The sequence below is a fragment of the Bradyrhizobium sp. Gha genome, assembly GCF_900113735.1.
GTDB lineage: Bacteria > Pseudomonadota > Alphaproteobacteria > Rhizobiales > Xanthobacteraceae > Bradyrhizobium.
In genome coordinates, this window is record NZ_FOQM01000023.1 from 99,410 (window position 1) to 120,034 (window position 20,625).

Annotated in this window: 20 protein-coding genes; 10 read left to right on the top strand and 10 right to left on the bottom strand. The window is 65.2% G+C overall.

Annotation, left to right across the window (positions count from 1 at the left end; all coding sequences use genetic code 11):
- Positions 1-36: 36 nt before the first annotated feature.
- Genes BM222_RS25145 through BM222_RS25155 form a run of 3 tightly spaced genes read right to left on the bottom strand, consistent with a single transcriptional unit; the run spans position 37 to position 3,840 of the window.
- On the bottom strand, positions 37-2,298 hold the full coding sequence (locus tag BM222_RS25145; protein WP_092233682.1) for a xanthine dehydrogenase family protein molybdopterin-binding subunit: 2,262 nt from the start codon (positions 2,296-2,298) through the stop codon (positions 37-39).
- Complete coding sequence (locus BM222_RS25150; RefSeq protein ID WP_092233684.1) at positions 2,291-3,346, bottom strand: FAD binding domain-containing protein; 1,056 nt, start codon at positions 3,344-3,346, stop codon at positions 2,291-2,293. Before BM222_RS25150 ends, BM222_RS25145 begins: the two co-directional genes overlap by 8 nt.
- On the bottom strand, positions 3,343-3,840 hold the full coding sequence (locus BM222_RS25155; protein ID WP_092233687.1) for a (2Fe-2S)-binding protein: 498 nt from the start codon (positions 3,838-3,840) through the stop codon (positions 3,343-3,345). The genes BM222_RS25150 and BM222_RS25155 overlap by 4 nt, the downstream gene beginning before the upstream one ends.
- Positions 3,841-4,092: 252 nt before the next feature.
- On the opposite strand from BM222_RS25155, the gene BM222_RS25160 reads away from it, so the two are divergent.
- Complete coding sequence (locus tag BM222_RS25160; protein ID WP_092233690.1) at positions 4,093-4,731, top strand: TetR/AcrR family transcriptional regulator; 639 nt, start codon at positions 4,093-4,095, stop codon at positions 4,729-4,731.
- Between the two features lie 66 nt (positions 4,732-4,797).
- On the top strand, positions 4,798-5,205 hold the full coding sequence (locus tag BM222_RS25165; RefSeq protein ID WP_092233693.1) for a DUF4864 domain-containing protein: 408 nt from the start codon (positions 4,798-4,800) through the stop codon (positions 5,203-5,205).
- Here the strand turns inward: BM222_RS25165 and BM222_RS25170 are convergent.
- Positions 5,202-6,467, bottom strand: a complete 1,266-nt coding sequence (locus BM222_RS25170) for an MFS transporter (protein WP_092233697.1) — start codon at positions 6,465-6,467, stop codon at positions 5,202-5,204. The genes BM222_RS25165 and BM222_RS25170 overlap by 4 nt on opposite strands.
- 140 nt (positions 6,468-6,607) lie before the next feature.
- Between BM222_RS25170 and BM222_RS25175 the strand changes: the two genes are divergently transcribed.
- From BM222_RS25175 to BM222_RS25210, 8 genes are all read left to right on the top strand, one after another.
- Positions 6,608-7,051, top strand: coding sequence for a hypothetical protein (locus BM222_RS25175; protein WP_244547237.1), 444 nt, complete (start codon positions 6,608-6,610; stop codon positions 7,049-7,051).
- Positions 7,052-7,132: 81 nt separating this feature from the next.
- Positions 7,133-7,417, top strand: coding sequence for a hypothetical protein (locus BM222_RS25180; RefSeq protein ID WP_092233700.1), 285 nt, complete (start codon positions 7,133-7,135; stop codon positions 7,415-7,417).
- Positions 7,418-7,426: 9 nt separating this feature from the next.
- The gene (locus tag BM222_RS25185; protein WP_092233707.1) at positions 7,427-8,866 is read left to right on the top strand and encodes a TolC family protein; all 1,440 of its coding nucleotides are present in this window, start codon (positions 7,427-7,429) and stop codon (positions 8,864-8,866) included.
- Between the two features lie 13 nt (positions 8,867-8,879).
- Complete coding sequence (locus tag BM222_RS25190) at positions 8,880-10,211, top strand: copper oxidase (protein ID WP_092233796.1); 1,332 nt, start codon at positions 8,880-8,882, stop codon at positions 10,209-10,211.
- Positions 10,212-10,246: 35 nt separating this feature from the next.
- Positions 10,247-10,702 carry a cupredoxin domain-containing protein gene (locus tag BM222_RS25195; RefSeq protein ID WP_092233709.1) on the top strand — a complete coding sequence of 152 codons (456 nt, stop codon included), beginning with the start codon at positions 10,247-10,249 and terminating at the stop codon, positions 10,700-10,702.
- Positions 10,703-10,719: 17 nt separating this feature from the next.
- Positions 10,720-11,019 (top strand): copper-binding protein, encoded by a 300-nt coding sequence (locus BM222_RS25200; protein ID WP_177243449.1) that lies wholly within the window; start codon positions 10,720-10,722, stop codon positions 11,017-11,019.
- A gap of 330 nt (positions 11,020-11,349) precedes the next feature.
- Positions 11,350-13,491: a flagellar biosynthesis protein FlhA gene (flhA, locus tag BM222_RS25205; RefSeq protein ID WP_177243450.1), complete on the top strand. Its 2,142-nt coding sequence runs from the start codon at positions 11,350-11,352 to the stop codon at positions 13,489-13,491.
- A 296-nt stretch (positions 13,492-13,787) separates the two neighbouring features.
- On the top strand, positions 13,788-13,988 hold the full coding sequence (locus tag BM222_RS25210) for a hypothetical protein (protein WP_092233715.1): 201 nt from the start codon (positions 13,788-13,790) through the stop codon (positions 13,986-13,988).
- Between the two features lie 224 nt (positions 13,989-14,212).
- Here BM222_RS25210 and BM222_RS25215 read toward each other — a convergent pair whose 3' ends face one another.
- The 6 genes from BM222_RS25215 to fliI all read right to left on the bottom strand — a co-directional run bounded on the left by BM222_RS25215 (position 14,213) and on the right by fliI (position 20,553).
- Positions 14,213-15,439 carry an NAD(P)/FAD-dependent oxidoreductase gene (locus BM222_RS25215; RefSeq protein ID WP_092233718.1) on the bottom strand — a complete coding sequence of 409 codons (1,227 nt, stop codon included), beginning with the start codon at positions 15,437-15,439 and terminating at the stop codon, positions 14,213-14,215.
- A 115-nt stretch (positions 15,440-15,554) separates the two neighbouring features.
- Positions 15,555-16,514, bottom strand: coding sequence for an AraC family transcriptional regulator (locus BM222_RS25220; protein WP_092233721.1), 960 nt, complete (start codon positions 16,512-16,514; stop codon positions 15,555-15,557).
- Positions 16,515-16,676: 162 nt separating this feature from the next.
- On the bottom strand, positions 16,677-17,729 hold the full coding sequence (locus BM222_RS25225) for an anti-sigma factor (protein WP_092233724.1): 1,053 nt from the start codon (positions 17,727-17,729) through the stop codon (positions 16,677-16,679).
- 77 nt (positions 17,730-17,806) lie between these two features.
- The gene (locus BM222_RS25230) at positions 17,807-18,352 is read right to left on the bottom strand and encodes a sigma-70 family RNA polymerase sigma factor (RefSeq protein ID WP_092233730.1); all 546 of its coding nucleotides are present in this window, start codon (positions 18,350-18,352) and stop codon (positions 17,807-17,809) included.
- Between the two features lie 323 nt (positions 18,353-18,675).
- Positions 18,676-19,095, bottom strand: coding sequence for a flagellar export protein FliJ (gene fliJ, locus BM222_RS25235; protein WP_092233733.1), 420 nt, complete (start codon positions 19,093-19,095; stop codon positions 18,676-18,678).
- A 132-nt stretch (positions 19,096-19,227) separates the two neighbouring features.
- Complete coding sequence (gene fliI, locus BM222_RS25240) at positions 19,228-20,553, bottom strand: flagellar protein export ATPase FliI (protein ID WP_092233736.1); 1,326 nt, start codon at positions 20,551-20,553, stop codon at positions 19,228-19,230.
- Between the last annotated feature and the right edge of the window lie 72 nt (positions 20,554-20,625).

Here is a 20,625-nt window from a genome sequence, read left to right on the forward strand (position 1 = left end):
GGAGGGCGCGAGATGATCGCGCCCCACCCGGTGCCGTTAGAGGCCCTTCAGCAGCTCTTCGATCCGGATCGGGAAGCGGCGCACCCGCACGCCGGTCGCATGCCAGACGGCATTGGCAACCGCACCGGCGCTCCCGGTGATGCCGATCTCGCCGACGCCTTTGATGCCGAGCGCGTTCACATGGGGGTCGTGCTCCTCGACCGTGACGACGTCGAGCGGCGGCACGTCGGCATTCACGGGGATGTGGTATTCGCCCAGATTGGCATTCATGACCCGTCCGCTGCGGCGGTCGGTGACGGCCTCCTCGTGCAGTGCAAAGGACATGCCCCAGATCATGCCACCGAACAGCTGGCTCTTCACCAGATGCGGGTTGACGATACGGCCCGCGGCAAAGGCGCCGACCATGCGGGTGACGCGGATCTGGCCGAGCTCGGGATCGACCTTCACTTCAGCGAACACCGCGCCATGGGCGTGCATCGCATACTCTTCCATCGCCGCCGGATTCGGCGCACCGGTGCCGCGCGCCTCGACTTCGGCGACGCCGGCACGCGCGAGAATCTCGGTGTAGCTCTCGCTGCGGCTCTGGTCGTCGCGCCGGATCAGCCGGCCGTCGCGCGCGATCACACCGGCATTGCCGGCGCCGAACAGCGGCGATCGCTCGTCATTGGTGGCGAGATCGGCAAGCTTGGCGATCACGGCCGCGCCGGCGCTATGGATCGCAGCTCCCGCGGTTGCGGTGTGCGCGGAACCGCCGGCGATGCCCGCATCAGGAAGATCGGACGTGCCCGCCTTGAACGTGATGCGGTCGATATCGAGGCCGACGGCGTCGGCTGCGATCTGCGCAAGCGCTGTCCAGGCGCCCTGCCCCATGTCGTGCGCGCCGATCTCCATTGCGCCAGTACCGTCACCGCGGATCGCGGCGCGCGCTTCGGCCTGGAACATCAGCGCGGGGAACGTCGCGGTGCCCATCCCCCAGCCGACCAGCAGTCCGGCATCGTCGCGCATCTGTCGCGGCTGAAGCGAGCGCTTCGCCCAGCCGAAACGCGCGGCGCCCTGATCGTAACAGGCACGCAGCGCTTTCGAGGAAAATGGCTTTCCGGTGATCGGCTCGACCTCGGCATAGTTCTTCAAGCGGAAGGCGAGCGGATCCATGCCGCAGGCCCAGGCCATCTCGTCGATCGCGCTTTCCAACGCAATCGACCCCGTCGCCTCGCCCGGCGCGCGCATGAACAGTGGCGTGCCGGTGTTGACGCGCACGGCGTCATGCGAGGTGCGGATCGCGGGCGCCGCATAGAGCGTGTGCGAGGCATCGGCCGCTGGCTCGTAGAAATCGTCGAACGTGCTCGACACGGTTCGCGCGTGGTGATCGAGCGCGGTCAGGCGGCCATCGGCGTCGGCACCGATGCGCAAGCGCTGGCGAGTCGGCGCGCGGTGGCCGACCGGGCCATACATCTGCTCACGGCGCAGCACGAGCTTGACCGGCTTGCCGACCAGCTTGGCGGCCATGATGCCGAGGACGGGAGGACCGGCCATCAGCCCCTTCGACCCGAATCCGCCGCCGAGGAACGGGCTGCGGATATGGATCTTGTCGGGCGCAATGCCGAACAGCTCGGCCACACGTCCGAGCGACAGCATGAGCCCCTGTGTCGGCATGTCGATCTGCAGTTTGTCGCCGTCCCAGTGCGCGACGATGGCATGCGGCTCCATCGCGTTGTGATATTGCGGCGGCGTCTCGTAGATCGCATCGATCTGCTTGTCCGCGGCCGCTAGACCGGCCTCGACATCGCCGCGGTGAATTTCCGCAGGATTGCCGACACCGACGACGGGCGGCACGAAGCTTTCCCCGGCATCGAGCCCAACGAGGGCGGGGAGCATCTCATAGCGCGGCGCCAGCAGCACGGCGCCTTCCGTCGCCGCCTCGAGCGTTTCCGCGATCACGACCGCGATGGGCTGGTTTGCATAACGGACTTCGTCGCTCTGCAACACCTCCATCCGGAACACGAACGGGTTGGTCTTGATCTCAGGATCGATCGCGAGCTGCGGCTTGTGGTCGGGCGTCATCACGTCGATGACGCCGGGATGACGCTTGGCGGCGGCGACATCGAGCGAGGTCACGCGGCCATGCGCGATGCTGGACACCGCCATCACCGCAAACAGCATGCCGGGCGGATGATTGTCGGCGGCATAGGTCGCCTGTCCCCTGACCTTGAGCACGCCGTCGCGGCGGGTCATCGGCTGGCCGATGCTGGAGCCGTGGCGGAGATGCGCGGGTGCGCTGGTGAGATTGAGCTCAGGCATGAATGGCTCCAGACGTCGAAGCAAAGGGGGAAGCGGGCAGCGCGGGGATACGCGCGGGCGTACCGGCCGCAGCAAGGGTCAGCGTACGCACGACGATGCGGCGCGCCAGCTCGATCTTGTAGGCGTTGTCGCCGGACGGTTTTGCGTCGCTGAGCGCGCGCCAGGCGGCTTCCTGGAAAACATCCGCCGTGGGCGCAACACCCTTGAGGATATCCTCCGCGGCGCGTGCGCGCCAGGGCTTTGCGGCGACACCGCCAAGCGCAAGCCGCGCCTCCGCGATCTTGCCGTTCTCGATTCGCAGCGCCGCCGCGGCCGAGACGATGGCGAACGCGTAGGACGTGCGCTCGCGCACCTTGAGATAGCGCGCATGCGCAGCAAAACCACGCGCCGCCGCCGGCAGACGCACTGCGACGATGAGATCACCCGGTTCCAGCGCGGATTCACGTCCGGGCGTATTGCCGGGCAGGCGATGCAATTCGTCGAGCGGGATCTCGCGACGGCCATTTTTGCCTTCGATCTCGACGATGGCATCGAGCGCGACCAGCGGCACGCAAAAGTCGGATGGATGGGTCGCGATGCAGCTCTCGCTCCAGCCGAGCACCGCATGCGCCCGGTTCTCGCCATCCCGGGCATCGCAGCCGGAGCCGGCCTCGCGCTTGTTGCAGCGGCTCGCCGTGTCGTAGAAATACGCGCAGCGCGTCCGCTGCAGCAGATTGCCGCCCACGGTCGCCACGTTCCGGAGTTGCGCGGACGCGCCGGAGAGCAACGCTTCGGCAATCGCGGGATAAGACTTCGCGAATTCTGCATCATGCGCAAGGGCGGCATTGCTCACGAGCGCACCGATCCGCAACGCCCCATCCGCGAGGCGCTCGATGCGATCGAGCCCGTCAAGATGAGTGACGTCGACCAGCCGGTCCGGACGGCTGACATTGCCCTTCATCAGATCGAGCAGATTGGTGCCAGCCGCGAGATAGGTCGCGCCCGGCTGGGCGGCGGCAGCAACGGCTTCAGCGACCGTGGCGGGCCTGACATAATCAAACTGTTTCATGCGGAGCGCCTCCGGTTGGTTTCGTCGGCACCGGCCTGCGCCTCGAGCACGGCGTCGACGATGCCGGCATAGGCGCCGCAACGGCAGAGATTACCGCTCATGCATTCACGGATGCGTTCGGGATCATTGCCGGCCTGGGCTTCCTGCATCATGCCGATGGCGCTCATGATTTGACCGGGCGTGCAGAAGCCGCACTGGAATCCGTCATGGGCGATGAACGCGGCCTGGACGGGATGGAGCTGGTCGCCACGGGCGACGCCTTCGATGGTGACAATGTCGGCCCCTTCATGGCTGATGGCGAGCGCGAGGCAGGAATTGATACGCTTGCCGTCGACCAGAATGGTACAGGCGCCGCACTGGCCGCGGTCGCATCCTTTCTTGGTTCCGGTGAGATGGAGGCGCTCACGCAGGAGATCGAGCAGCGTGACGCGGGGATCGTCGAGGACGAAGTCGCGCCGTGCACCGTTCACGGTGAGGCTGATGGAGTGGTTCATAAATGGCTCCGATCAGAGATGGACATGGCTCGTCGTTCGGCGCGCCACCGCCGTGGCCGCCGTCGATATCGCGCCAGCGCGGACATGTTCCGGGCCGGCACCCGCGAAGATACGGAGGCACCCTCCGTTTAACAAGAGCCACCCCAAAATATTTGGAATTCGTCAAAAGCCCGTGCGCAGACAACGCGATGCAGGCCTGCAAGGGTTCAGCAAGGGTTCAATCTAACCAATTCGTGATCTACATTGCCTGATATGGACGACCACACCGACCAGAGCCGAAAGCCTCGCGCGGATGCCGTGCGCAATCGCGAGCGCGTGCTTGAAGCTGCCAAGCTCGTGTTCAACGCGGGCGGATCAGAGGCAAGCCTGGAGGCCGTGGCCAAACGCGCCGGCGTCGGCATCGGCACGCTCTACCGGCATTTCCCGACGCGCGAGGATCTGTTCGAGGCGGTCTACCGGCGCGAGGTCGAGCAGCTCAGCGAGCTCGCCGAGCAACTGAAGAACGCCAAGGACCCGGTCGATGCGCTCAGGCGCTGGCTGCGCTCAGGTGTCGAATTCGTTGCGACCAAAAAGGGGATGGTGGCGGCCCTGGCTCTCGCGGTGCAGAGCGGGTCCGAATTGCAGACCTTCTCTTTTGAGCGCCTGACCAAGGCAATCGGCTCGCTGCTCGATCGCGCAGCCGCGGCCGGTGCGATGCGTGCCGACATCAGTCCCGAGGACTTGCTGCGCGCGTTCTTCGGCATGTGCTACATGCACGACCAGCCCGGTTGGCAGTCCTCGGTGCTGCGGATGCTCGACGTGTTTGTGGACGGACTGCGCGTGCAGCCCGCCGGCAAGATCAAGACGCGCGCTGCCAGTTCGGCAAAACCGGCCGCGAAACGGAAGCGATAGCAGGACCGTATTTGTGCAAGGCCATGCTAGGATCAGCATCGCCGGCATATCAAAGCGGAGCCTGTCATGCGCATCGCAGCCCTGGTCGTCGCCCTTGCTGTTGCCTTCAGCCCCCTCACCGCTCGCGCTGACGACGTCACGACAGCGCAAGGCGTGATCCGCGCGCAGGAGCAGGCCTTCGTCCATGACGATGCGACCGCCGCCTATTCCTATGCCGCTCCGGCGATCAAGCAGCTCTTTCCCGCACCCGACATCTTCATGTCGATGGTCCAGAACGGCTACGCGCCCGTCTACCGCCACAAGAGCTTTGAGTTCGGCGACAGCAAGACCGAAGGCAGCGCGATTGCGCAGCGTGTTCACATCATCGATGCCAATGACGAAGCCTGGGAAGCGCTCTACACGCTCGAGCAGCAGGCGGACGGGAGCTACAAGATCACCGGCTGCTCCCTGTTGAAGGCGGGACAGGCGGTTTAGGCCGCGAAATTCGGTCCTGTCTTGACCGAACTGAGGCGTGAGCGGATCAGCAGCGTCAAGACGATGCCGACATTGAGGGCATTCCAAGCCACGCCGTTGGCGAACGCGGCCGCGTAGGAGCCGGTCGCATCGAAGATGATGCCGGAGACCCAGCCGCCGAAGGACATGCCGAACACGGAGGCGAAGATCACGATGCCGACGCGGGTTGCGGCTTCAATGGCCGGCATCGCCTCCCGGACGATGATCGCATAGCTCGGCACGATGCCGCCCTGGAACAGGCCGAACATCGCGGAAATCAGATATAGGGAGGTGAGGCTGTCGAAGAACAAATAGAACACCAGCGCAAAGCCTTGCGCCAGTGACCCGAGCAGCAGCGTGTGGATGCCGCCGATCTTGTCGGCGAGATAGCCCGAGCCGATGCGGCTGACGATGCCGCAGGCCATCATCAGCGACAGCATCTCGGCGCCGCGCGCCACGCCATAACCGAGATCGCCGCAATAGGCGACGATATGGACCTGCGGCATCGCCATGGCGACGCAGCAGGAGATGCTGGCGACCGAGAGCAGCACCGTCAGCGTGTTGGTCGAGAGCTTGAGATCGACCCGCGGCGGCGGCGCATTGGCGTGATTGCGGACCTTGTCGTCGCCCATCTGCGCGCGCAGAACCAGCACCAGGACCGACATCAGGCTCGCACAGACGAGGCCAATACCGATGTGAGTGGTGCGCCAGCCCACGGTATTCATGCCGTAGCTCACGATCGGCGGCCATATCGTGCCCGCGACATAGTTACCGCTTGCCACGATGGTCACCGCGAGCCCGCGATAACGCTCGAACCAGTGCGAGGCCTCCGCCATCAATGGCGCAAAGGTCGCCGAGGTACCGAGGCCGATGAGAAAGTAGGCCGCCACGAATTGCCAAAGCTGCGTCGACAGCCCGGCCAGTACGTTAGCGATGCCGAGGAAGGCGATACTGATCGCCATCGCCGGCACAATGCCGAAGCGGTCGGTGATTCTGCCTGCAATCACGCCGCCGAGGCCGAAGCCGAACATCATGAGTGTGAAGGCGAGCGACACCGCACCTCGTGTGGCAGCGAATTCGGCCTGTACGAGGGGAATCACAACCACCACAGCCCACATGCCGACGCTGCCGATCGAGCCGATCACCAGTGCGAGCAAAAGCCGCACCCAGGCCTGACGCGAGTCAGGAGTAAATGAGGCCGGTTTCTGTTCTGGGTGATTTGGTGCGTGCACGGCGCGGACCATGTTCGCTGAACACCTCGCGGTCAAGCATCGTGCCGCGATAATGGGCATGCGCGGTGCGCTGCGGTAAGAAGGAGCTTGGCGAAACGCCGCTTTGCCATTAGTTTGCAATCTGCGGGGCGCAACAATGCCGCGCGGAGAGCATGGCTGTCGGAATCTTGCTGCGGATGACGCGATCGATGCGGATGAGGGTGGGGCGGATCATCGCCCTCGCCTATCTGTTCTGCGTGCTCGCGCCGGCCGCGAGCCTCGCCTGGAGCAGCGGCGCTGCCTCGTGCTTCGACGACGATCTCGTGCTCTTGCCAGCGCATCGTGAGATGTCGGCCAGCCACATCCACGGGGACGTGACACACGACCACGCCGGCATACACGCTCATCACCAGGCGCAGGACGCGCCCGGCCCGCACCCTCATCAAAGCAAGGGCCATGTTGGCCCGTGCTGCGCCATGATGTGCGCCAGCGCGCTACCGGCCGATCTGCCCGATGTCGGCAAGCCGCAGCAGCCGATGTCCGCCTGCGTGCCTGAGATCGTGGTAAGCCTGCACAGTGCGGCGCCACCCCGGCACTACCGCCCTCCCATCACCTGATCTGACACGCGACGACGTCAGGACGAGCGCGCATTCCCGCGCGCGCGAACCTGTGGTCTCCAGACAGATCAGGAATTGCTCATGCTTACGCTTCTCGGGGCGAGATCCGCCGCCGCATCTGCGGCGCGGGGAGGACGCTTTTGGTTCCATTGGCCGCTGCTGGCCGTGATTGCGCTCGCACTATCCGGCTGCATACCGGCAACGACACAAGTCGCCAGTGCTGACCCTGCCGATCCGGCTGCGAAGGTGGCACGCGTCGACCATCGCTCGAGCATCGCGCCCTACACCAGCCTGCGGCCCGCGACACCGGCACCATGGCGGGACCGCAACGACGCCGTCGCGCCGCAGCCGAAGCAAGACCGGTAGGAGCGCGCCATGGCACATCATCTCGCGCGGGGCCTGCTCATGCTCACCGCGTTCGGGCTCTTATCAACGAGTCTTGCCGGTTGCATGTCGTTCTCGCCGGACGGCGGCATGACGACGGTCTCGGACCTCACCAGCCAGACCATCAAAAAGGACGTCGCCTTCGTCCGATCAGCCGAAGGCGCCGAGGCCGTCGATGCGACCATTCGCCGGTTGCTGGCGCGCTCGCTGACCATCGAGACCGCCGTGCAGATCGCGCTGCTCAACAACAAGGGGCTGCAGGCCGCCTATAACGAACTGGCGCTGGTCGAGACCGATCTGGTCGAGCAGAGTCTGCCGCCCAATCCGGTATTCTCGATCTCGCGGATCTCGGGCAATGGCGCCAGCGAGATCGAGCGCCAGGTGGTCGGCGATATCCTGGCATTGGCTACGCTGCCATTTCGCTCCGACATCGCGCGCGGGCGCTTTCGCCAGGCGCAATTGCGCGCGGCGCTGGCGACGCTGCGGCTCGCCGCGGATGTGCGTCGCGCTTACGTCCGCGCGGTTGCCGGAAACGAGATGGTGGTGCTGCTCACCGACGCGAAGGCGACGGCGGAATCCACCGCGCAGCTCGCGGTCAAGCTCGGCGAGACTGGCTCGGTCAACAAGCTCGATCAGGCCCGCGAGCAGGTGTTTTACGCCGAGACCACCGCCGATCTCGCAACGGCGCGCCAGGCGGCAACGAGTGCGCGCGAAAGACTCGCGCGTTTGATGGGGCTGTGGGACGACGGCCTCGACTTCCGTCTGCCCAACGCGTTGCCGCCGCTGCCGCGCCGACCGCAGACGCTGCCTTCGATCGAGGCAGATGCAGTCGCCCATCGCATCGATTTGCAGATCGCGCGGCTGGAGCTGACTGCGCTGGCGAAGTCGTTGAACCTGACCGAGGCAACCCGCTTCCTCACCTTGCTCGATCTCGCCGGGATCTCCCGCCGGACCCAGGATCCGGACGGCGCGCCGTTCCGCGAGCGCGGCTTTGATGTTCAGTTCCAGATCCCGATCTTCGATGGCGGCGAGGTGCGCGTGAGGCAAGCCGCGGAGACCTACAATCTCGCCTTCAACCGCCTGACCGAGCGCGCCGTGAACGTCCGCTCGGAAGCGCGCGATGCCTATCGGGTGTATCGCTCGACCTACGACATCGCGAGCCACTATCAGCGCGAGATCCTGCCATTGCGAAAAATCATCACCGAGGAGATGCAGTTGCGCTTCTCCAGCATGCAGGTCGACATTTTCGCGCTCCTGACAGAGGCGCGGCAGCGCCTCGCCTCGCTGCGCGGTGCGATCGACGCCAGGCAAAACTTCTTCCTCGCCCAATCCGGGCTGCAGACCGCCGTCAACGGCGGCGGCGTGCCTGCGTCCGGCGGCGACAATCCAACCAATATCGCCGCGGCCGCGCCTGCCGATGGCGGCCACTGACAGGGAGGCCAGCATGTTTTCCCGCCGAGGATTTTTGGGCACCGCCGCGCTCGTGGGCGCGTCTGCCGTCAGCGGCCGCGTCCAGGCCGCATCGATTCCGGAAGCAGTTCACATGGACAAGGCGGTGATGCAGCCGCCGCTGCACCCCACCAGCGGTCCGGACTATCGCCCCGTCGTCACACTCAACGGCTGGACGCTGCCGTTCCGCATGAACGGTGACTGGAAGGAATTTCATCTCGTGGCCGAACCCGTGGTGCGCGAATTCGCCGAGGGCATGAAGGTGAATCTCTGGGGCTATAACGGTCAGTCGCCGGGGCCTACCATCGAGGCGATCGAAGGCGACAAGGTTCGCATCTTCGTCAGCAACCGCCTGCCCGAATACACCACCGTGCATTGGCACGGCATGATCATTCCGAGCGGCATGGACGGTGTCGGCGGGCTGAACCAGCCGCACATTCCACCCGGCAAGACCTTCGTCTACGAGTTCGAGATGAGGAAGAGCGGGACCTTCATGTATCACCCGCATTCCGACGAGATGGTGCAGATGGCGATGGGCATGATGGGCATGGTCGTCGTGCACCCGCGCGATCCGAATTTCCGGCCCGTCGACCGCGACTTCGTCTTCGTGATGAGCACCTATCGCGTCGATCCCGGCACCTATCTGCCGCGCGTCAACGAGATGACCGATTTCAACATGTGGACCTGGAATGCGCGGGTGTTTCCCGGCATCGATCCGCTTCCGGTGCGGCTCGGCGACAAGGTGCGCGTGCGCATCGGCAATCTCAGCATGACCAACCATCCGATCCATCTGCACGGCCACAGCTTTGCCGTGACCTGCACCGACGGCGGCTGGATTCCCGAGACCGCACAATATCCGGAGACGACCACCGACGTTCCCGTCGGCGCGGTGCGCGTCTTCGACGTGCTTGCCGACAACCCCGGCGACTGGGCGTTTCACTGCCACAAATCGCACCACACCATGAACGCGATGGGACACGACATGCGCAACATGATCGGCGTGTCGCGCAAGGATCTCGCCAAGGCCGTCGGCAAGCTCGCGCCCGACGCCATGGTGATGGGGCAATCAGGCATGGCAATGGGCAACATGGAGATGCCCGCCCCCGACAACACGCTGCCGATGATGTCGGGCGCCGGCCAGTTCGGTCCGATCGAGATGGGCGGCATGTTCACGGTGATGAAGATCCGCCAGGACCTCGCGCACGGCGATTACCGCGATCCCGGCCCCTATCAATTTCCGCAAGGCACCGTCGCCTACGAGGTCGCTTCACCCGCGGCGGAGCCCGCGCGGCAACCCGCAGCGCCGATGCCGAAGATGAAGATGTGACCAGCGTTTCGATGAACCACCAACCGGAGACTACAATGAAGAAGACGACCAAACTCGCTCTCGTGCTGGCCGCGCTCTCGGCCGCACCAACCCTCGCGCATGAGGGTCATGATCACCACGGTTTCTCGGCTGGCGAGCCCGGCGATCCCAACAAGCCGGCACGCACCATCGAGATCGCCTTGAGCGAGATGGCCTATGAGCCGTCGAACATCACGGTCAAGCGCGGCGAGCAGATCCGCTTCGTGCTGCGCAATGTCGGCAAGGAGGATCACGAATTCCTGCTCGCCACCACGAAGGAAAATCTCGCGCATGCCGAGGTGATGAAGAAGCATCCGCACATGGAGCACGACGATCCGAACGGGGTGCGGCTGGCGCCGAACAAGACCGCCGAGATCGTCTGGAAGTTCACCAAATCAGGCACCTTCGAATTCTCCTGCCTGATTCCCGATCATCGCGACTACGGCATGGTCGGCCACGTCACCGTGAAATGAAGACAATGGAGACATCAATGAAGCCGATCATCCGCACCGCCGCAGCGCTCGCCCTGACGCTGGGCCTGGCCATGGGCGCGCTCGCGCAAGCCGCCTCGATCAGCGGCGAGGTCAAGAAGATCGACGAGAGCGCAGGCAGGATCACGCTCAAGCACGGCGCCGCCACGAGCCTCGGCATGGATGAGCCCATGACCATGGTCTACCGCGTCAAGGACCCGGCCATGCTCAAGCAAGTGAAGGTCGGCGACAAGGTGTCGTTCGAGGCCGAGGAGGAGGCGTCGGGATACACTGTGACGAAGCTGCAGAAGGCGAAATAGGGCAGCCCCCTCAGCCGTCATTCCGGGGCGATGCGCGGCATCGAACCCGGAATCTCGAGGTTCCGGGTTCGGCTCTACGAGCCGCCCCGGAACGACGCGGGAAAATCCCCGAATACCCCGGCCTGACCTCCTCCCGCATCCTTTGTTAACTCTTTGCTAACCATACACCGGGCAAAAATTGCCGGGTGAAGTCGAGTGTCGTCGGCCGCGTAGAACGGGAGGACCCCCGTGGACGCCAGTGCGGTGCCTCACTTTCGGAGCGGCGGCCCGTCGGCTGCCGCGCAGACGTTTGGGGCGCGCGGACGGCAGTCGCGCGGGGAGGCAGCTACCATGGTCGACGTCACCGCAGGACAGGGCGTAGGCGCAGCGAAGCCCGGGATCCCCTCCCTCTCCGATATCATCACCATCCTCAAGCGCGGCGACATCGCGCTGGCGCTCGGCATCCTCACCATCCTGGTGGTGCTGATCCTGCCGCTGCCATCGGTCGTGCTGGACCTCTTCCTGGCGATCTCGATCACGCTGTCGATCCTGATCCTGATGACGTCGCTGTTCATCCAGGCGCCGCTGGAATTCTCCGCCTTCCCGACCATCCTGCTGATCTCGACCATGCTGCGGCTGTCGCTCAACATGGCCTCGACCCGCCTGATCCTGTCGCACGGGCACGAGGGCACGGATGCGGCCGGTCACGTCATCGAAGCCTTCGGCAGCTTCGTGATGGGCGGCAATTTCGTCATCGGCATCATCGTCTTCGCCATCCTGATCATCGTCAATTTCGTCGTCATCACCAAGGGTTCGGGCCGCATCGCCGAAGTCGCCGCCCGCTTCCATCTCGACGCCATGCCGGGCAAGCAGATGGCGATCGACGCCGACCTGTCCGCCGGACTGATCGACGAAAAGGTCGCCAAGGAGCGCCGCAAGGCGCTGGAGGACGAGAGCGGTTTCTTCGGCGCCATGGACGGTGCCTCGAAGTTCGTGCGCGGCGATGCCATCGCGGGCCTGCTGATCGTCTTCATCAACGTGGTCGGCGGCATGATCATCGGCGTGGCGCAGCAGGGCCTGTCCTTTGCCGATGCCGGTCGCAGCTACACGCTGCTGACCGTCGGTGACGGCCTCGTCACCCAGGTGCCGGCCCTGATCGTCTCGACCGCAGCGGGCCTGCTGGTCTCCAAGGCCGGCGTCTCCGGCGCCGCCGACAAGGCGCTGATGAAGCAGTTCTCCGGCTATCCGCAGGCGCTGGCGATGTCCTCGGCCGTCATGCTGGTGCTGGCCGCGCTGCCGGGCATTCCGACCATCCCGTTCCTCGCGCTCGGCGCCGGCGCCGGCGCGCTGGCCTGGACCGCGCGCAACCACAAGAAGACCACCGCCTCGGCCGAGGCAGCAGCCAAGGCCGCGCCGGTGGCCGGCGCACCGGGTGCGCCGGGCGCGGCAGCGGCGGAGGAGCCGATTTCCGCCGCGCTGAAGATCGACGACCTCAAGATCGAGCTCGGCTATGCGCTGCTCCCGCTCGTCAACGGCCCCGACGGCACCGATCGTCTCACCGAGCAGATCAAGGCGCTGCGCCGCTCGCTCGCCATCGAGATGGGCTTCGTGATGCCGGCGGTGCGCATCCTCGACAACGTTCAGCTCGAGGCCAACACCTACATCATCAAGATCAAGGAGGTCGACGCCGGCACCGGCAAGATCTGGCCGAGCCAGTTCATGGTCATGGATCCCGGCGGCAGCCAGGTGCAGGTGCCCGGCATCCACACCACCGAGCCGACCTTCGGACTGCCCGCAACCTGGGTCGATGCCAGCCTCAAGGAAGAGGCCTCGCTCAAAGGCTACACCGTCGTCGACGCCGCGACCGTGCTCTCGACGCACCTCACCGAGCTGCTCAAGGCCAACATGTCGGACCTGCTGTCCTATGGCGAGGTGCAGAAGCTGCTCAAGGAGCTGCCGAAGGAACAAAGTGAGCTGGTCAAGGACATCGTGCCCGGACAGGTCACGGTCTCCGGCATCCAGCGCGTGCTCCAATTGCTGCTCGCCGAGCGCATCTCCATCCGCGACCTCTCGACCATCCTCGAAGGTATCGCCGACTCGCTCGCCTTCTCGCGCAACCCCGCGACCATGGTCGAACATGTCCGCGCCCGGCTCGCGCGACAGATCTGTGCGCAGAACACCTCCTATGCCGGCTATCTGCCGCTGATCGCGCTGTCGGCGCGGTGGGAGCAGGCCTTTGCCGAATCCATCATCGGCCAGGGCGAGGAGCGCAGCCTCGCGATGCAGCCCTCCAAGCTGTCGGAGTTCATGACCGCCGTGCGGGAGGCCTTCGAGCGCGCCGCCCGCGAAGGCGAGGCACCGGTGCTGGTCACCTCTGCGGCAATTCGTCCCTTCGTCCGCTCCCTGGTGGAGCGGTTCCGGGCCCAGACGACCGTGCTGTCGCAGGCCGAAATCCACCCGAGAGCGAGGCTGAAGACGGTTGGAAGCATCTGATTTGCCTTAAGAAGCCGCGTGTTTTTCGGCCACAGGCAAATGGTTTCCGAGCTCCTGGCGCCTTTCCGACCAAACGTTGATAAAGGCGCCTGACAAGCACATTACATCATTGAAATAATTATATGATTTAGCGGTCAAGGCTCCGGTTCCGATCGCGATGTTTCACGCCCTGTCACGCTGTTGTGATGGCCTCTTGGGAACGAATCCTCCCGATACTAGGTTGTTGGGCACCGGAAGCATGAACCTGCCTGAACTGGCTGGCGACTACTTCGGGTAGGTGGCGGCAGGAGGCTTCCATGAACCACTCGATCTACAGCGCAGATCGCTCGACCCACCTGAAGGTGGTGGCCGTGGCGCTCTTTGCTGGCATCGCGCTCGCGGGCTTTGGCATCTCGGCGCGGACGAGTTCGGATGAAGGCCTGACCCAGACTGCTCGCGTCATCAAGGCCGGCAAGCCGGTTGTGATCACCAGTTCGAACGCATCGCTCGTTCGCTAAGGAGATTTTGAGTTTCAGGAATTCACGCGGCTCTTTACCAGCCCCCCAAAGTCGCCACGTGGATATGTAGACGACCCCAACCCCAAGTCGACTACGGAAAGCGCCCGCCCCCCACGGGCGCTTTCTCATGTCTGGGGTGGGTCGCATGATGGCGACGGCACGCGCTTGAACTCGTCTCTCGTGTTCCGGAAGCTCCAGCGTTTTCACGCTGCCGCGCAGCTGGCTCAACGTCGCTTTGCCCCATAAGTCGGCGGCGGCGCTTGCACCGTCGGCGCCGCGGCGGCAAACAGTTCATCCCTGCTACCCGTGAGCGGCGGATAGATGCGCTTGCGGTTGATGGTCTGCTTGGTCGCCTTGGCGGCGGCGCCCGTGGTCCGCACCTCGCGATCCCAGCCCTCCGTGTAGAGCGCGCCCCAACCGCCGAGATCGAGCACGGTGACGTACCAGTCGATCCGCAGCGGCAGCATCGGCCGGCCGACGAGATCGGCGACCACATTGTGGCCGGCGAAACGGCCCATGGGGCGGGCGAACTGGCAGGACATCACGGTCGGATGCAAGCCATCGACGACGCTGGAGGCGACGTCGCCGGCGGCGAAGACGCCGGGCAGGTCCGCCACCCGCATGAAGGGATCGACCAGCAGGCGCCCATGGCGATCGCGCGCGCGTGGAAAGTTTTCGGCGAGCCGGCTCGCGCGCAGGCCGGCGCACCAGATCACCGTCTGCGTCCGAATGAATTCGCCTGAACTCAAGCAAACACCCGAAGCCTCGACCGACGCCAGCCGCACGCCCAGCCGCATCTCGACGTCGAGCGACGACAGCGCTGTCTCGATGACGGGACGCGCGTGGCCGCCGATGGTGGCGCCGACCGCGGGACTTGAATCGACCAGGATGATGCGGCGGCTGCCGGTGATGCCGGCGCGCACCAGCCTCTCAGGCATTTCGGCAGCGACCTCGATGCCGGTGAAGCCGGCGCCTACCACCACGATGGTCGACCGTCCCGGCGCGGGCGCGCTACGTCCCAGCGAGGTGAGATGATCATCCAGCCGAAGCGCCGCAGTGTAGGTGTCGACGTCGAACGCGTGCTCGGCGAGACCTTGAATATTCGGCCACATCAGTTCGCTGCCGAGCGCAAGTACGAGACGATCGTAGCGCAGCGTCTCCTCGCCGCTGCTCGTGACCAGCGAAATTTCGTGGTGCACCGGATCGATGGCTTCGACCTCGCCGATCCCGTGCGCGACGCCGACAGGATCGAGCAATTGCGACAGCGGCAGCGCGAGCTCGCTGAGATCGACCTCGTAATTCCGCACCCGGATATTGTGGTAGGGATTGCGGTCAATGAGGCGGATCTCGATGTCGCGGCCGGCGTTACCGATCTCATCGCGCATGCGCGCGGCACCAATGGCCGCCCACAGGCCTGCAAATCCGGCGCCGAGCACGACGATACGCGCCATGTCCGTTGACTTCGCTATTCCCTGCTATCCGGCGATCTATTCGCGAGACAGGTATAGCTCATTCACCCCGCTCGACCAAATGCGGCCGCAGCGCCTCAGCACAAGATCGGAATACTCACGCCTCGCGCAGCTCCGACGGTGTCGCACCAAAACGCTTGCGGAAAGCGCGATTGAAATAGGACAGATCGGAAAAGCCCGAGGAATGCGCGATGTCGCTGATCTTGCGCGCTCGCGCGCGGGGATCGCCGAGCAGCTTTCGCGCCAGCAGCAGGCGCTGCTCGAGCACGAATTCGGTGAACGTGGTGCCCGCCTGCTCGAACAGCCGCTGCGCCTGGCGCGAGCTGAGCCCCGAGCGGGTCGCGACCTCGGACAGGCAGAGATCGTTGCGGCCGAGGGCTGCCATCACGTCGGCGCGCATGAGATCGAGACGGGCTGCCGCATGGCCGCGACCACGCGCGAGCGCCGCATGCTCGGCATCGGTGCCGAGCAAGAGGCCGACGAGATCGATCATGTGTTGCGCGGTCAGGCGCTGGCCGACCGCGTCGAGATGCGGCGCGTGATGAGCAGCCAGCGCATGATAGCGGAAGATGGTCTCGGCGACGGCGCCGTCGGACAGCACCTTCGACAGCTTCTCTTCGGCGCGCGGATTGATGTCGAGCAGCGCGCGGCGCGGCATTCGGATGGTGGTGAAGCGGTTCTCGTCGGTGTGACCGACGCTGCCCATAATGCCCATGTCGGCCAGCACCATCTGCGCCGGTTCGAGCTCGACGGTGTGACCGTTCTGCCTGATGCTGACGAGGCCCGCATGCGCCGCGATCAGCACCAGATCGTCGCTGCCATCGGCGAGCCCGCTTTGGGTGCGCGAATATTGTGCGGAAGCACCTTCGGGAATGGCGAGCGCGATATTGTCGACCACGCTGACCTGCAGGCGGCAATCGATGCTGTCGCCATGGCTCGGCCCGATCTCGAGGCCACAAGCCCCCAGGGCCCGCTCGCGCCAATGTTCGAAGGCCGGGCCCTGCGGCAGCCCGGTATATTGGTGAATAAAAATTCCTGGCGGCTTGGCTGCATCCATCTGATTTCTAGCCCCTCTCCGGCACCATGATCGGCGGCGCGGACTGCAAATTCCGGGCATTTGACGCCGGGAAATGCATGGAGGTTCAAATCAGGGGCGGATTCGGCGGGATTTGTCGGATTACGACGGCGGAATGGACGGTGGCGACAGTTCGGCACCGCGCTACTTCTTCGCGGGCGCCTGCGGCTGGGACGGCGGCACGGTCTCGATCAGCTTGCCTGAGAATACCGGCGCCGAGGTCGGCTGGCCGTTGGGCGAGCCGCCGGACTGCTCGACAGTGACGGCATAGGTCGCGCCGTTGACCACATCGGTATCGTAGCCGGCGAGCAGCGGACGTGCAGTGAACTCGCCATTGCCGATCACGCCCAGCGAACGCGGGCGCGGCAGCTTGTCGGAGATCAGCCAGAGCTCAAAACTCTTGCCCGGTTCCGGCGTCGCACCGACCTTGCGCACCGTGAAGTTCTTGGTCGCGCCGTCAATGGTGAGGATGAAGGCAGGACCGCCGCTCTGGCCCTGCAACAGGGCGACATATTGCGCAGGCGAGGACAGCGGCGCGGCCGGTGTCTTGACCTCGACCGTCTGGATGCGTGGCGCGGGGCGCAGCGCGCCGGGAAGTGCATCGGGCTGGAGGATCTGAAGCGACAGCGTCACCAGCAGCGCGGCCGCGAGCGCGCCCACGGCGGAGGCGATGGTGCGCCAGCGCTTCACGCGGCGCTGGAGAGAGACCACGTTAGCGTCACCGACGACAGTCGCGGGCGCCACCGGCGCAACGTGCGGATCGGGCGCATGGGTCTGCGGCACGAATTGCGGCGGAAAAGTCGGAACGGCGTCAGAGCCGGATTCAGGTGGCGCCGGTGGCTGCATCTCAAGCGGCGGAGCATCCGGCGAGGAAGGTTCTGGGGATGAGACTTGCGGCGAAACGGACTCCGGCGGTGGCGGCGGCGCGTCAGACAGCACCGGCGGTGTCCCGGACGAATCCTGCGACGACACCGGGAGCGCGATCTCGCGCCTGATGTTCTCCCATACGATCGGCCGCGGCTCGATCGTGCCGACCATCTGGTTGAGGACGGCGAGCCTGTATTCCCAGCTCTGCACGACGGCCGCGAACTCCGGATCCACCGCCATCATGGTGGCGACCTGCGCGCGCTCGTCGGCATCGAGCGTGCCGAGCGCATATTCCGCGGCGAGCGCGATATGGTCCTCGCTATAGGCCATCACTTTCCTTCACCTCTCCCGCGAAGGGAGAGGTGGACAACCGTCGCCGCTCTGGTTCGTGCCACTCTCATCATCCTCTAAAGTCCGAGGCACTCCCGGATATCCAGAATGCTGCGCCGCAGCCACGTCTTCACCGTGTTGACGGGCGCTGCGAATTTCTCCGCCAATTGCTCGCGGCTCCAGCCGTTATAGTACGCGAGAAGCACCAGCCGCTGACGGTCCGGCTCGAGCCGGCCGATACATTCCAAGAGTCGCTTCAATTCCTCCGACATCTCCCGGCGCGCCAGGGGATCGGGACTGTCGGCGGCAACTTCCATGGCCTGCGGCTGCTCCTCGATGGAGGCTTCCGTCTTCCTGCGCACGATATCGATGGCGCGGTTGCGCGCGATCGACGCCATCCACGTGATCGGCGACGACAGCGTCGGATTGAACTGGCCGGCGCTGTTCCAGATCTTGACGTAGGTCTCCTGAATGACCTCCTCTGCGAGATCCTGTCGGCGCAAGATACGAAGGACGACGCCATAGAGTTTCGCGCGCGTGGCGCCATAGAGGCGCTCGAACGCCGCCTGATCGCGCTTCGCCACCGCCTCGATCAGCCCGACCAGTTCTGCTGACGTCAGCATTCAGCCCCCCAACGCGCGGCCCCGTCGCGTCCCTTTTCACCTGTCCCCGAACGGGGAGAGGTCGATTTGCGCAGCAAGCCGGGTGAGGGGGTACGGGGCTAACGGGAGACCGTCACCCCTCACCCGGCGCTCCGCGCCGACCTCTCCCAAGGGAAAGGTGGACACCGCCGTCGCTGACACAGCAATCATTGCCGCTACCATAGCGCGCGGCCGAGCCCGTCACCAAGGGGCGGCGCGGCACGCTGTGGACAGCGCACGCAAAAACCCGGACCTTGCGGGTCCGGGCTCGCAAATTCACTCGTGGTTTTGACCGCCGGCTGCCTTTAGGCGACGGCGCCGATGCGGGAGCGCATCAAACCGATGCTGTCGAGATCGGCTTGCTCGCGGGCATTTTCCTCGGCGCGCTCGCGGGCCTGGTCGCGTTCGTCCAGCAGCTCGACCTTCTTCAGCTCCTCGAAGGCTTCGCCGAGCGCGGCCTTGGCTTCCTCGAGCTGGCCCCTGAGCTCGTCGGCCGAGCGGGTCAGGTTCTCGCGGCGCTGGATGGCGGCCTTGGCATAGGTCGGATAGGCGAAATGCGCGGGGTCGTTGATCCCGGCGCGGTCCTGCTCGGTCTGGATCTCGCGATCAAGATCGATCGACATCCGCTGGAAGTCGGCGATCATGGACTCGATCTGGGCGACCCGGCGGCGCTTCTCGTCGACCTGAAACTTCTTCAGGCGGATGAGGGTATCACGTGACTTCATCGACTCGTACTCCCCAGAAGTCCCTTGGCTGCAAGACACGCACACATTGGGACGGCACCGGTCCCCCACAGGCCCCGTATTGGCCAAGACCGGTTCTGCTACTCTGTGGGAGCGGATGATGACGGGACAAAGTTAGCGTTCCGTTTCCAAATTACCGAGGATTTGCGCCAATTGGCGATAGCCGTCGGCCAATGACGCATTTTCGTCCTTGCGCTGGCGCAGGAAGGCTTCGAGCGGCTCGTGCAGCCGGATCGCCTCGTCGACCTCGGGGCTGGAGCCGGCCCGGTAGGCCCCTAATCGGATCAGCTCCTCCATATCAGCGTAAGTCGCCATCACCGCCCGCGCCTTCTGGATGACAGGCCAGAACTGCGGATCCGCCGATTTCGGCATGGTGCGGGACACGGATTTGAGGATGTTGATGGCGGGGTAGCGGCCGCGCTCCGCGATCGAGCGCTGCATCACGATGTGGCCGTCGAGGATGCCGCGAACCGCATCCGCGATCGGCTCGTTATGATCGTCGCCGTCGACCAGCACCGTGAAGATCGCGGTGATGGCACCCTCGCCCATGCCCGGGCCGGCGCGCTCCAAAAGCTTCGGCAACTCGGTGAAGACGGTCGGCGTGTAGCCCTTGGCGGTCGGCGGCTCACCGGCGGACAACCCGATCTCGCGCTGGGCCATGGCGAAGCGCGTCACCGAGTCCATCAGACAGAGCACGTCCTGGCCCTCGTCGCGAAAATATTCGGCGACCGCGAGCGTCAGATACGCCGCCTGCCGCCGCATCAGGGCCGGCTCGTCAGAGGTCGCGACCACGACGACGGAGCGCGCAAGCCCCTCCTCGCCCAAATCGTCCTGCAAGAACTCCTGCACCTCGCGGCCGCGTTCGCCGATCAGCCCGATGACGCTGACGGCGGCATCGACGTTGCGCGCGAGCATCGAGAGCAGCACCGACTTGCCGACGCCGGACCCTGCGAAGATGCCCATGCGCTGGCCGCGGCAGCAGGTGAGAAAGGTGTTCATCGCGCGCACGCCGAGATCCAGCGGTGCGCCGACACGCTTGCGCGAATGCGCCGGCGGCGGCGCATTCCGATACGGCATCGGCGAGGCGCCTTGCGGCAACGGCCCCTTGCCGTCGATCGGCTCGCCCAACGCGTTGACGACGCGGCCGAGCCAGGCCGAAGACGGACGTACCTGATTGGCGGCGTTGGCGATCACCGCCTTGCAGCCGCGACGCACGCCGTCGAGGCCGGCGAACGGCATCACGACAGCGTTGTTGCCGGAGAAGCCGATCACCTCGCAGGGAATGGACCGGTTGGCACCGGTCTCGATCACGAGCCGCGCGCCGACCGACATCGCGTGAATGGGTCCGGCCACCTCGACCATCAGGCCGCGAACGCCGACCACACGGCCATAGATGTTGACGCCGTCGATATCGCCGATCTGTTCGGCCAAAGCCTTCATGGGGCGCGCGCTTTCATCATCCAGGCTTTCACGGCAAAACCCTTAAATTTCGCCATATTTCTGAACGGCGCT

Coding starts and splice junctions, on each gene's coding strand:
- BM222_RS25145 (WP_092233682.1), bottom strand. CDS start 2,298: ATGCCTGAGCTCAATCTCACCAGCGCACCCGCGCATCTCCGCCACGGC.
- BM222_RS25150 (WP_092233684.1), bottom strand. CDS start 3,346: ATGAAACAGTTTGATTATGTCAGGCCCGCCACGGTCGCTGAAGCCGTT.
- BM222_RS25155 (WP_092233687.1), bottom strand. CDS start 3,840: ATGAACCACTCCATCAGCCTCACCGTGAACGGTGCACGGCGCGACTTC.
- BM222_RS25160 (WP_092233690.1), top strand. CDS start 4,093: ATGGACGACCACACCGACCAGAGCCGAAAGCCTCGCGCGGATGCCGTG.
- BM222_RS25165 (WP_092233693.1), top strand. CDS start 4,798: ATGCGCATCGCAGCCCTGGTCGTCGCCCTTGCTGTTGCCTTCAGCCCC.
- BM222_RS25170 (WP_092233697.1), bottom strand. CDS start 6,467: ATGGTCCGCGCCGTGCACGCACCAAATCACCCAGAACAGAAACCGGCC.
- BM222_RS25175 (WP_244547237.1), top strand. CDS start 6,608: ATGGCTGTCGGAATCTTGCTGCGGATGACGCGATCGATGCGGATGAGG.
- BM222_RS25180 (WP_092233700.1), top strand. CDS start 7,133: ATGCTTACGCTTCTCGGGGCGAGATCCGCCGCCGCATCTGCGGCGCGG.
- BM222_RS25185 (WP_092233707.1), top strand. CDS start 7,427: ATGGCACATCATCTCGCGCGGGGCCTGCTCATGCTCACCGCGTTCGGG.
- BM222_RS25190 (WP_092233796.1), top strand. CDS start 8,880: ATGTTTTCCCGCCGAGGATTTTTGGGCACCGCCGCGCTCGTGGGCGCG.
- BM222_RS25195 (WP_092233709.1), top strand. CDS start 10,247: ATGAAGAAGACGACCAAACTCGCTCTCGTGCTGGCCGCGCTCTCGGCC.
- BM222_RS25200 (WP_177243449.1), top strand. CDS start 10,720: ATGAAGCCGATCATCCGCACCGCCGCAGCGCTCGCCCTGACGCTGGGC.
- flhA (WP_177243450.1), top strand. CDS start 11,350: ATGGTCGACGTCACCGCAGGACAGGGCGTAGGCGCAGCGAAGCCCGGG.
- BM222_RS25210 (WP_092233715.1), top strand. CDS start 13,788: ATGAACCACTCGATCTACAGCGCAGATCGCTCGACCCACCTGAAGGTG.
- BM222_RS25215 (WP_092233718.1), bottom strand. CDS start 15,439: ATGGCGCGTATCGTCGTGCTCGGCGCCGGATTTGCAGGCCTGTGGGCG.
- BM222_RS25220 (WP_092233721.1), bottom strand. CDS start 16,514: ATGGATGCAGCCAAGCCGCCAGGAATTTTTATTCACCAATATACCGGG.
- BM222_RS25225 (WP_092233724.1), bottom strand. CDS start 17,729: ATGGCCTATAGCGAGGACCATATCGCGCTCGCCGCGGAATATGCGCTC.
- BM222_RS25230 (WP_092233730.1), bottom strand. CDS start 18,352: ATGCTGACGTCAGCAGAACTGGTCGGGCTGATCGAGGCGGTGGCGAAG.
- fliJ (WP_092233733.1), bottom strand. CDS start 19,095: ATGAAGTCACGTGATACCCTCATCCGCCTGAAGAAGTTTCAGGTCGAC.
- fliI (WP_092233736.1), bottom strand. CDS start 20,553: ATGAAGGCTTTGGCCGAACAGATCGGCGATATCGACGGCGTCAACATC.